Raw genomic sequence first — 12,166 nt, 5'->3', positions numbered from 1 at the left:
TATGAGTTTAAGAATTATAACAGGTACAAGAAAAGGTCATAAATTGAAGGGACCAAATAGTCCTGATGCAAGACCTACGGAAGATAGGATAAAGGAAGCAATCTTTAACATAATTAATCCGATTGAAGAGGATGCGGTGGTTTTAGATGTATTTGCTTGCACAGGAAATATAGGTTTAGAATTTCTAAGTCGTGGAGCAAAAAAAGCTTATTTCTCTGAATTAAATAGAGATAATCTAAAGCTATTGGATGATAATATTAAGCATACAAAGTTTGAAAATGAATCTGTTGTTTTATCCGGAGATTTTAGAAGAAATATTGCGCAAATTAGAGAAAATGTTGATTATGTATATTTAGACCCTCCTTATAATTCAGAATTTTATCAATTAGCATTTGAAGCGATGCTAAATAATAAATATTTTGAGGAAGCTTTATATATTGTTGAAATAAATATTGACATTGATTTCTCAGAAAAATTTAATAATTTAGATTTAGTATATGAAAAAAAATATGGAAAAAAATATATAAGGTTTTATAGGGAGTTAAAATGAAAGTAGTTTATCCGGGAAGTTTTGATCCTGTGACAAATGGTCACATGGATATCATTCTTCGTGCCGCAAAGATTTTTGATGAGGTTGTGGTATGTATTTTAAGAAACAATTCTAAGAGATATCTTTTTGATGTAAACGAAAGAATTGAATTGTTGGAAGAATTATTGTATGATTATGATAATGTTAAAGTAGTAAATTATTCTGGTTTATTGATTGATTTTGTTGAAGAAAATAATATTGATGCCATTATTAGAGGTATAAGGGCTATATCAGATTATGAAACAGAGTTACAATATGCTCAGATGAATAAGTTTTATTCTAAAACAAAAGTAGAAACAATGTTTATGGTTGCACAACCAGAGATGTCATATTTGAGTTCAAGTATTGTAAAAGAGATTGCTTCATTCGGTAGGGATGTTTCTAGTTTGGTGCCAGAAAATGTAGCGAAAAAAATCAAAGATAAATTCAAATAGGAGGCAATATGAATATCATTTCATTATTAGAAGAGTTAGAAGGAGTTATTGATGAGGCTGGTTCAGTACCATTCTCAAAGAAAGTAACTATTAATCCAGATGAAGCTTATGCGATAATTAATGACTTAAAGGATTCAATTCCTGAAGAAATTAAAGATGCACAATGGGTAAATCAAGAAAGAGAAAGAATTTTAGAAGAAGCAAAATCACAAGCAAATTCAATGAAGACAAAAGCTAAAGAAGAAATTGAACGTGCATATGAAGATGCAAATAGAAAATTCAAAGACATGGTTAATGAACACACTGTGACTCAAGAAGCAAATAAAGAAGCTGAAAGAATAATTGCAGAAGCAAAAAGCACAGCAAATACAATCACAACAAATTCATTAGCATATGTAGATCAAATCTTATCTAAAACTTCAGACGAAATCAAAAATACATTACAAGTTATTGAAGATAACAGATCACAATTGAAATATTAGTAAAGTTAGGGCTAGAGTGAATCTAGCTCTTTTTTTTTGATTCATCAATATCTGTTGGGGATGGAAGTGACGTTGGACTTGGAAAACAAACATTATAAATATTGTTTGTAGAGATATTAGCACCATATTTTAATTTTTGCCTTTTTGGTGCTAGTTACAGTCCCAAAGTCTAAAGATGCTGAAAATATCACTGATATTAATGTCCCCATTTTTAATGATCCTATCATAAATGGTACTAAATTCCTTTTTTTAAAATTTAGTTCCAAAAATACTAGAGCAAAATGGTACTGAAACCCATTTTCTGCGATTTAGTACCATAAACTATACTAAAATTTTGGTACTAAAAATCTAAATTTAAAATTTAGTTCCAAAAACTGTCAAAATCTTTGGTACTAAAAATTGAATTTAAAGATTTAGTACCAAATCCTACCAAAATAATTGGTACTAAAATTGAAAATTTAAAATTTAGTTCCAAAACTGCTTGAATACTTTGTTTTATAGGCTAAAATCAATAATCGAAAAATTGTCCACACTTATATTGCCTGTGGTTCAGCTAACATTTCTATTTACACAGCATCTTCATTGCTACAACATAAATACACAATTTCTCTTTTAAAAGAGGTATAGCCTTAATACAATTACCAAGGCTCTTTATAAACCAAAAAATTAAAAAAATAATTGAAAAATGATAAATATTAATTGACAACGATTTCTTTTTTTTAATAATATATGTATATATTATTATATAATATTAAAAATATAGAATCGGGGATAGCTATGAAAAAAATATTAAATTTCGCTTTATTTATTATTGTTTTAATTACAGTAGTTTCATGTAACAAAAATACAACATCTAATGATAAAACAAAAGATGAAGATACAGTAAAAAAAGAAACAGAGGAGCTAACAAAAGAAACGAATAATGAAGAGGTTACTAAGAGTTTGTTTGCAGATGGGGAATTAAAAAACATTTCATATTCAAACACTCAAGCAAAGCTGGAATATATTGGGTCTGATAAATTTAATTTAAAAATCAGGATAGAACAAAAAGATGAAATTAAATTTACTACAGAAAATCAAAATATTTACGCTGATATTTACATTTCAAGTCAAGAATTTGAAAATGGGGAAATCTTAAATGTAAAAGATATTAATGATAAATCTTTATATAAAATTCCTTTAAAAGATGGAAAAATTCCAGCAACAACAGAAATATTGATTGATGAAAAATCTGAACTATTAACACCAGAAGAAAAGAATGACATATTAAACAAAACTGAAGGATTATGGATTTCTGTTCAATTAAGAGATCCTCAAGGAAAAATTCTAGAAGTTTCAAATACAATATTTAATGAAAAAAACTAAAATAAAGCTCTTTATAGAGGTTTTGTTTAGAACTTCATTAGATATATACGATGATAAACGCGGAAATTTAAAATCTCATCGTACAAAAATGGTATTGTTACGAGGATATATGCAAATTCTTAAATTATCATCGTCCGAAAACGCGAAAAATTACGAGGATAAAGTCGAAAATTTAAAATATCATCGTAAATATAATTAAAAAATTACGAGGATAAACGTAAAAAATGAAAAAATCATCGTCCATAAGGGCGTAAAACTACGAGGATAAAGGCTAAAAAAGCAATTATCTTCGTAAATTTTTTAAATAATAATATTTTCTATTCTTTCGATAACAAATATTTTTTACTCAAATAGAGTATTTTTAATATATGGTTTATTTGTGTAATCTAAACTATATTTTTCTGTAAAGTTAATGTTTCTAAGTTGGTAAGCCATTTTATCAATTTCTAATAGTCGTTTATTTTGTTCATTTAATTCTTTATCATTAGAAATTTTCATGACTAAATCAATTTCTTTATTAGATTTTAATTCGTTTATAATATTTCTACCATTTTCGTTAAATGAAAGAGGTCTAATATATGTAATGTCGTCTAATAGCTTAATATCATCATTTGTAATATTAAGAAGATAATTTATAATAAATCTTTTTAATCTGGATTTTGAATATCTTTTATTATGTGATTTTTCTACAGTTTTAGTTAAATTTTCTTCAAAATTATTTATTAATAAATTTAATATTCCATTTTCATATCCTGCAATATTTTGGGCATCCATTCCTAATATTTTAGCTTTGTAAATAAACAATTGACTGAAATCATCTAATCTTACAATATCATTTATCAACTGATTGGTAGAATGTGGCACATATTTTCTGATATCTTTGTTATCAAATATCATTTGTCTAATTGTAGTTGCTGATTGAAATTCATATTCATCAAGCGTTGAACTATGATATCCGCCATCAATTCTTTTAATCATTAAAGGTTTAATTTTAGATTTCAAAGAACTTGTTGCATTTAAATATTGAAATGCCAATGTGTTGTTTGGTTTTAGGATAATGTCTTCTAGTGTTTGAAGTTTTAGTTCTTTTAATGCCATCGAATATGATTTTTTAAATGAATTTCCTTGTTCAATATATTTTTTTTGAATGAGATTAATTTTTTCTTTGTTTTGGTTTAATAAATTAAATGTTTCTGCAAATTCTGAAGGTTCGTTTTCTATTCCGAAAGAAATAAAATCAATATTTTTTAACTTGTCTAAAATTTTTACGCTATAATATGAAAAATAATTTGCGCTTTGTAAACTGATTATAGCGGGCATTTCTAAAACTAAATCGACACCATTTTCTATGGCGATATTTGCTTTTTTAAATTTATCAAGAATTGATGGTTCACCTCGTTGTACAAAAGAACCACTCATTAAAATAATAATATTTGATTCAGGATATTCTTTTTTTATTGTTTTAATTTGGTGAATATGACCATTGTGCATTGGGTTATATTCACATATAATCGCGATATTTTTCATAATATTTGTAATACTCTCATTCTTTTTGCTATAATATATTAGTAAATGTTTTAATTTAATTATAACTTAAAAATAATGATAAAGACAAATAGGAGTAGTAATGGACATTTTAATATTAAATAGCGGAAGCTCATCATTGAAATATCAATATATGAATTCTGTATCAGGTAAGGTATATGGTAAAGGACTTATAGAAAGAATCGGTATTGAAGGATCAAACATTCAACATAAAAAAGGTGATGAAGAAAAAGTAATTATTGAAAGAGATTTACCATCTCATAAAGAAGCGGTTGAATTATTATTTGAAGTATTGCAACATGAAGACTATGGTATCATAGACAATGTTGATGATATTCAAGCAATAGGACATAGAATCGTACATGGTGGTTCAATTATTCAACCACAATTGGTAGATGATAAAGCTTTAGAAACTTTAGAAGATGCTATTAGATTTGCGCCATTACACAATCCAGGTGCAATTCAAGGTATTTTAGGTGTACAAGCAGTTGTACCAGGAAAACCAAATGTAATTTGTGTAGATACAGGATTCCACGCAAGCATTCCAGAAGAAAATTCTGTGTATGCCATTCCTTATGAATATTATGAAAAAGATAAAATTAAGAGATATGGTGCGCATGGTACAAGCCATAAATATATCACATTGCAAGTTGCTGAAAAATTAGGTAAAAAACCTGAAGAAGTTAATATCATCACATGCCATTTAGGAAATGGTTCAAGTATTACAGCTGTGAAAAATGGTAAATCATATGACACATCAATGGGATTAACTCCATTAGAAGGTTTGGTAATGGGTACAAGAAGTGGTGACATCGATCCAGCCGTTATATTTGTTTTAGGTAAACAATATAATATGTCATATGAAGAAATGGATACTTTATTAAATAAAAAATCCGGTTTATTAGGATTAAGTGGTGTATCATCAGATTTTAGAGATGTAACAATTGCAAGTAAAGAAGGAAATGAAAGAGCGAAATTAACTATTGATGTATTTGCAAACAGAGCTAAAAAATACATAGGTGCATATATGGCACTACTTGGAAAAGTTGACGCTATTGCATTTGCTGGTGGTATTGGTGAAAATTCCGACTTTGCAAGAAAAATTATATTAGATGGTCTTGAAGAATTAGGCGTTAAATTAGATGAATCAAAAAATGCTGGAGCAAGAGAAGAAAAAGAAATCTCTGCAGATGATTCAAAAGTTAAAATATTTATCGTTCCAACAAATGAAGAATTAATGATCGCAAGAGAAACACAAAATATTGTAGAAAATTTATAAAAAAATTGACAAAACACACATAAGTATGTATAATACTTTTGTTATTTAAAAACAGTAATATAGATTAAGGAGGTGTTGACATGGCAGTACCAAAGAGAAAAACATCTAAAGCTAAAACAGCATCAAGAAGAGCTTCTTCTTATAGATTAAATAAAGTAAATTTCGTTGTTGATTCAGAAACACAAGAAGCAAGATTACCACACAGAGTAAGCCCTTCTGGATACTATAACGGAAAAAAAGTTATTGAAGTAGAAGACGAAGAATAGAAATATATGTATGGAGTTGGTTTTAACTAACTCCATATTTTATTATGACCTAACTTTGTCGCTCAGGCGATGCTTTGCATCGTCTGAAGACAAAAGTAGGTCAAACGCATTGTGACACAATGAAAAGCGACCGAGTAGGGAGCTTAGAGCAGATGTAGCGCGTGAAATTACCATTCCTACTAAATTAAAAAGGTAAATGTCAGTATAAAATCTATAAATGAAAAAAATACTGAAGGCAAAAATTTAAAGACAGTATAATTTCTAAAATTTAAAATCATACTGAAAAAATTTCCATAAAAGGCAGCATAAAACACTAATTAATAAAACTATACTGAAAAAATTTTGACAAGTAACTTAAATAATCAGTATAAAAAGCAAAAATTACAAATTATGCTGAACAAAATTTGGAAAAACTCAGTATGATTTTTGAAAATGGAAAAAAAGCTGAATGGAAAATTTTGGTGACAGTATAAAATTCTATATCAATAATTTATACTGAACTATTTATATTAAAATAAAAAAATCATATATCTAATCTTATAATGTCAAAAAATCATCAGTTTCCCAACTACATTTTTGAAAATTTGTTTATGAATAAGAAAATATGGTATCATATAAGAGAATATATCAATATGGAGTGTATATGAAATTAATTATTGACTTAATGGGATTGGATTTAGGACCTGAAGAAATGATGTATGGGATTTTGAATGCTGCGAAGAATTCAAAATTAGATTTTGTTCTTTCTGGGCCGGAAGAATTGGCGAGAAAGATGGTTTCTGAATCTGATGTTGACATTAATAGGTTTGAGTTTATAGATACAAATGAATACATTACAAATGAAGATGATCCTGCAAGGTCTATTCGTAGAAAGAAGAATTCATCACTTGTTTTGGGATTGGATAGATTAAATGAAGAAGGGGATGGATTATTATCTGCAGGGAGTACTGGAGCTTTAGTGGCTGGTGGTATATTCGTAACGAGACGATTGGAAAAAGTTGAGAGATCTACACTTACTGCATTTATTCCTAATCAAAGGGGTACCAATACTATATTGGTGGATACAGGTGCTGTTGTGGACTCTAAGCCAGAGATGTTATCACAGTTTGCTGTAATGGGTTCTGTTTTGGCTGAAAAGTATTTTTCAATCGATAATCCAAAAGTTTATTTGGCTAATGTAGGTGTTGAAGAAGGTAAAGGAGATGTTTTATCAAAAGAAACATTTGATTTACTTAAGGAAAATGATAATATAAATTTCTGTGGTAATATTGAAGCTAGGGATTTCTTGACTGGTAAAGCTGATGTAATTGTTGCGGACGGATTTGCAGGAAATATGATGCTTAAATCATCTGAAGGCGCAGCGTCAGTATTATTTGGAGAAATTAAAGAAGTTGTAAATAGTAGCTTTTTAGCTAAGATGGGTGCTCTATTATTGAAATCTTCATTGAAGAAAATTAAAGATAAATATGACTATAAAAAAGTAGGGGCTGCAGTGCTGGTTGGTTTAAGAAAGCCATTATTTAAGGCACATGGAAGTTCTGATAGAGTAGCTATAGAACATGCTATTTATAGAGCGGAAGAATATATCGGTAGCGATATTAATAAATATATAGAGGAGAGATTATGAGTAGTAAAGAAAGAATTATAGAATTAGTGAAAGAAGAATTAATGATTGATGATTTTGATTTAAATGCAGATTTAACAAAAGATTATGAATTAGATTCTATTGCTTTACTTGATTTTATAATGAATATTGAAGAAGAATTTGATGTTCAATTTAGTGATAAAGAATTAAATGAATTAAATACAGTTCAAGATATTATTGATTTAGTGGAAGAGAAAACTGGTAATTAAAATGACATTAAAAGGTGAAAGAATAGAAATCTTAAAAGAATTAGAAGATAAGATTAATTATAAGTTTAATAATTTTGAATTATTAAATCTTGCATTTGTTCATACTTCATATGCAAATGAACATTCATCTTTAAAAGGTAAACATAATGAAAGATTGGAATTTTTAGGGGACGCTGTTTTAGAAATGGTGTTCTCTGAAATTCTGTTTAAGAATTTTAAACCTAAACAAGAAGGATATTTAACAAAATTAAGATCAAATTTGGTTTGTGAAGCTTCTTTTTCTGAACTTTCAGATGAGATTAATCTTTCAAAATATTTATTACTTGGAAAGGGTGAAGAAAAGACTGGTGGGAGACATAAAGATTCTATAAAAGCTGATTTATTTGAAGCTTTTAATGGAGCACTTTATTTAGATGCCGGTTATGAAGTAGTTTATAATTTTATATATGGACTTATTAAGGATAAGATTTTTGATGAAAATATAGTTGTTGAAAATGTAAATGATTATAAATCAATGTTGCAAGAGCATTTACACAAATATAAAAATATAAACTTGAAATATGAACTAGTAAAAGAAGAAGGACCGTCACATGATAAAACTTTTTATATAGAAGCATATCTAGATAGTAAATTTATAGGTGCAGGTAAGGGACGCAATAAAAAATTTGCAGAACAAAATGCTGCAAAGAATGCACTTAAGAAATTACATGTGATTTAACTAATATGCTATCCTGATGGATAGCTTTTTTTATGGATGTATATTATGAAATTAAAACATATAGAGCTTTATGGTTTTAAGAGTTTTGCTGATAAAACTAAATTACAATTTGATAAAGATATATCTGCAGTTGTAGGGCCGAATGGGTCTGGTAAGTCTAATATTGCTGATGCAATAAAATGGGTACTTGGTGAACAATCTGCAAAATCTTTGCGTGGTACAAGCATGCAAGATGTTATTTTTTCTGGAAGTGACAGTAAGAAACAGATGAATATGGCACAAGTGTCTATAGTTTTAGATAATAGCGACAAGTCTTTACCTATTGCATTTGATGAGGTAAACGTGACAAGACGTGTATTTAGAACGGGAGATAGTGAATATTTAATTAATAAATCTCCTGTTAGATTAAAAGAAATCAGGGAATTGCTTTTAGATACAGGTATTGGTAAAGATGGATATTCAATGATTGGACAAGGTCGTATTGATGAAATCTTAAGTGGAAGAAATGAAGATCGTAGAGAAATTTTTGAAGAAGCTACAGGAGTTTCTAAAAATAAATATAAAAAAACTGAGTCTGAAAAAAAACTTGTTAAAAATGAAGAAAATTTAGAAAAGCTAAATAATGAATTAAAAGTAAAACAACAAGAATACAATATCCTAAAGAAACAATCTGAAAATGCAAAAGAAGGTATTAAACTAACTTCTAGATTAGAGATGCTAGAGTTAAACATTTTGCAAAAAGCGATTAATAAATCAAGTGCAGATCTTAAAAATGATAAATCAAAATTAGAATACATAAATGGAGAATTAAAAGAAGATAGAGAAAAATTTGAAGTTTTAAATTCTAAATTAAAACCAATTAATGAAGAAATAGAAAAAAAAGAATTAAAAATTGAACAATTAAATAGTGATAAACAAAGCAATTTAAATAAAATTAATTCCATTACTAATGATATTAATATACTTAATGAAAAATTAAAGTTTTATAATTCAGACATTGATAGATTGAAAAATAGTATTGAAGTAAATAATAAGAAAATCATAAGTTTAAAAAATAATATTGAAAATAAAGAAAAAGAGATTGAAAAATTAATTGTAAAAGAAAAAGAATTAAAAAATTCATTATCAGATTTAAAAAAATTAAATGAAGAAAAAAATAGTGAATATGAAATTAGTTTTAAAAATGCTAACGAATTAAATCAAAAGATAAAACAACTAAAAGATAAATTAACGAATCTTCAAATTAACAAAAATACAAAAGAAAGAATTGATAATTCCAATATTGAACTAAAAAAAGGCTATCTTAATGAAATAAGTATTTTAGAAGATTTGGTATCAGATAAGACAAAAAGATTAGATGATTTTAATGAAGAACTATTAAAACATGAAAAAGAACTAGCAGATAATGCAAGTAAAATTACTGAACTAATCGAGCAAAGAGAAACTAATAAAGAAAAAACTACTGATTTAGAACAAAAAATTGTTTTATATAGAAATGAGTTATTAAGAGTAGAATCCAGAAGGGATATACTTGAAAAACAATATAAATCATATGATGGATTTTATAAATCTGTACAAAACTTACTTAAAATTGCAGATAAAGATGAAAATATCTCTAAAAAAATTGTTGGTGTATTAGCTGAATTGATTGAAATAGATGAAAAATACAAACAAGCATTAGATTTAGCTTTAGGTTCATCTCTTCAAAATATAGTTATAAATAATGAAATTGATGGGAAATATTTGATTAATTTTATTAAAAATAAAAATATTGGTAGAATCACATTTTTACCTATAAATAAAATCCATGGAAGTAAAAATAATATCAATCACCCTAAAGCGATTGATACACTAAATAATCTTGTGAAGAATGATCCAAAATTAGATGGAATAATTGATCATTTTCTTTCCAGAACGATATTGGTAGAAAATATTGAAGATGCTATTGTAGTATCAAATGACATCAAGGGTTATAGAGTAATTACTTTAGATGGTGAAATTATAAATTCATGGGGTTCTATGGTTGGGGGTAATACCTTCAAAAAAGAATCTAATAGCTTATTAAATAGAAAAAAAGAGTTGGATAATCTTAATGATGATATTAATGCTATTGAAAAGAATATTGGCATTTTAGAAAAGAAACATCAAGTATTTAAGCAAGAGTTTGATGATACTATATATAAATTGCAAAATATTGATAATAAAAACAATGAGATTATTTCAAAAACAAATCAAATAAAATCTTCCATTCATGAAATAGAAATTGAAAAAAGTTTCAATCTAAAAAGAATGAAGGAATTTGATGATTTGATTAAAAAAATTGATAGTGAATTAATTTCAGAGGATTTTTCTGACATTTCTAGTTTATCTAATGAATTAAGTAATTTAGAAAAAGATTATGATTTATTAACAAAGGAAAATGAAAAATTAAAAGAAAATATTATTGATACAGAAAGAGTAATTATAAAAAATCAATCTGAATATGATGTAATTGTAAGAGATTTAAGCATTTCAGAGACAGATTTAGATAATTTAAAAATTGAAATTGAAGCTGTTTCAGATAGTATTTCAAATGAAGAAAAGATATTAAAATTAACTGAACAAAATAATGTTGATTCAAAAAATAAAATTGAAGAATTAAAAGTTAATAAGGAAAAATTGTCAGAAGAATATGATAATAATAGTAAAAATTATGAAAAACTTTTTGATGAAGTAAAAGAATTGAAAGAGACTATTATTAAAGATAATAAGACGATTTCTAATTTAACTGATTCAATTAATAGTAATGAAAAAGAAAAGTATAAATTAGAATTAAAAATTGAAAATTCAGAACAAAAAGTTGTAGAATTAAAATCTGACTATATTGAAACTTACTCTATTACAGAGACAGAGCTTGAAGAAAAGCTATCAAGATTGGATTATACTGAAGCAAGTAAAAAAGAAGTTTTAGATATTAAGAAAAGATTGTCTGAAATAGGATATTTTAATTATGAGAGTATAGAGCAATTTAATTTAATAGCCGAAGAATTAGAATTTATGAAAAATCAATATGAAGATTTAATTGTAAGTAGAAATGATATTATAGATATGATTAAATCTATTGAAAAAGATATTATTGAAAAATTCTCAAGTTCCTTTGATATGATAAATTCTCGTTTTAATGAAATATTCACTATATTATTTAATGGTGGGGAAGCACAGTTAAAATTAGATTCAGATGATATTTTAACTGCAGGTATTGAAATTTCTGCAAGACCACCAGGAAAAAAATTAAAAAATCTTGCTTTGTTATCAGGTGGAGAAAGAGCATTAACTGCTGTTGCATTGCTATTTGCTATATTTGAAATTAATCCTGCACCATTTTGTGTATTGGATGAAATTGATGCGGCTCTTGATGAGGCAAACATCAAGAGATACATTACTTATCTCAAAACATTAACAAAGCATACACAATTTATCATAATTACACATAGAAAGCCTACTATGGAAATGGCTGAGAGACTTTATGGAGTAACAATGGAAGAGCAAGGTATTTCAAAAGTTATTACTTTAGCAATAGATGGATATGATATACAAAATTAGTTAATATCTATAATCAATGTTATAATTAATGTGATAATGTTTTATAAGGAGA

General features: G+C 26.8%; 11 protein-coding genes. 10 read left to right on the top strand and 1 reads right to left on the bottom strand.

Annotated elements, in window-relative coordinates; genetic code table 11:
* The first annotated feature begins 1 nt into the window (after position 1).
* The 4 genes from rsmD to HMPREF9709_RS04525 all read left to right on the top strand — a co-directional run bounded on the left by rsmD (position 2) and on the right by HMPREF9709_RS04525 (position 2,870).
* Complete coding sequence (rsmD, locus tag HMPREF9709_RS04540; RefSeq protein ID WP_005398309.1) at positions 2-550, top strand: 16S rRNA (guanine(966)-N(2))-methyltransferase RsmD; 549 nt, start codon at positions 2-4, stop codon at positions 548-550.
* Positions 547-1,023 carry a pantetheine-phosphate adenylyltransferase gene (coaD, locus tag HMPREF9709_RS04535; protein WP_005398307.1) on the top strand — a complete coding sequence of 159 codons (477 nt, stop codon included), beginning with the start codon at positions 547-549 and terminating at the stop codon, positions 1,021-1,023. Before rsmD ends, coaD begins: the two co-directional genes overlap by 4 nt.
* An 8-nt stretch (positions 1,024-1,031) precedes the next feature.
* Positions 1,032-1,505: an ATP synthase subunit B family protein gene (locus HMPREF9709_RS04530; protein WP_005398306.1), complete on the top strand. Its 474-nt coding sequence runs from the start codon at positions 1,032-1,034 to the stop codon at positions 1,503-1,505.
* A 777-nt stretch (positions 1,506-2,282) separates the two neighbouring features.
* Positions 2,283-2,870, top strand: coding sequence for a hypothetical protein (locus HMPREF9709_RS04525; RefSeq protein WP_005398305.1), 588 nt, complete (start codon positions 2,283-2,285; stop codon positions 2,868-2,870).
* Between the two features lie 342 nt (positions 2,871-3,212).
* Here HMPREF9709_RS04525 and HMPREF9709_RS04515 read toward each other — a convergent pair whose 3' ends face one another.
* The gene (locus HMPREF9709_RS04515; RefSeq protein ID WP_005398304.1) at positions 3,213-4,397 is read right to left on the bottom strand and encodes a tRNA(Met) cytidine acetate ligase; all 1,185 of its coding nucleotides are present in this window, start codon (positions 4,395-4,397) and stop codon (positions 3,213-3,215) included.
* A gap of 100 nt (positions 4,398-4,497) precedes the next feature.
* Here HMPREF9709_RS04515 and HMPREF9709_RS04510 point away from each other — a divergent pair, with 100 nt between their 5' ends.
* The 6 genes from HMPREF9709_RS04510 to smc all read left to right on the top strand — a co-directional run bounded on the left by HMPREF9709_RS04510 (position 4,498) and on the right by smc (position 12,114).
* Complete coding sequence (locus HMPREF9709_RS04510; protein WP_005398303.1) at positions 4,498-5,694, top strand: acetate/propionate family kinase; 1,197 nt, start codon at positions 4,498-4,500, stop codon at positions 5,692-5,694.
* Between the two features lie 80 nt (positions 5,695-5,774).
* Positions 5,775-5,960, top strand: a complete 186-nt coding sequence (rpmF, locus tag HMPREF9709_RS04505; protein WP_005398302.1) for a 50S ribosomal protein L32 — start codon at positions 5,775-5,777, stop codon at positions 5,958-5,960.
* 643 nt (positions 5,961-6,603) lie between these two features.
* Positions 6,604-7,587 (top strand): phosphate acyltransferase PlsX, encoded by a 984-nt coding sequence (plsX, locus tag HMPREF9709_RS04500; RefSeq protein WP_005398301.1) that lies wholly within the window; start codon positions 6,604-6,606, stop codon positions 7,585-7,587.
* Positions 7,584-7,814, top strand: a complete 231-nt coding sequence (locus HMPREF9709_RS04495) for an acyl carrier protein (RefSeq protein WP_005398300.1) — start codon at positions 7,584-7,586, stop codon at positions 7,812-7,814. The genes plsX and HMPREF9709_RS04495 overlap by 4 nt, the downstream gene beginning before the upstream one ends.
* A gap of 1 nt (position 7,815) precedes the next feature.
* Positions 7,816-8,532 (top strand): ribonuclease III, encoded by a 717-nt coding sequence (gene rnc, locus HMPREF9709_RS04490; protein ID WP_005398299.1) that lies wholly within the window; start codon positions 7,816-7,818, stop codon positions 8,530-8,532.
* A gap of 45 nt (positions 8,533-8,577) precedes the next feature.
* On the top strand, positions 8,578-12,114 hold the full coding sequence (smc, locus tag HMPREF9709_RS04485) for a chromosome segregation protein SMC (RefSeq protein WP_005398297.1): 3,537 nt from the start codon (positions 8,578-8,580) through the stop codon (positions 12,112-12,114).
* Positions 12,115-12,166: the final 52 nt, after the last annotated feature.

Origin of the sequence: Helcococcus kunzii ATCC 51366 (genome assembly GCF_000245755.1) — a bacterium.
Lineage (GTDB): Bacteria > Bacillota > Clostridia > Tissierellales > Peptoniphilaceae > Helcococcus > Helcococcus kunzii.
This window is presented reverse-complemented; position numbering and strand designations above follow the sequence as displayed.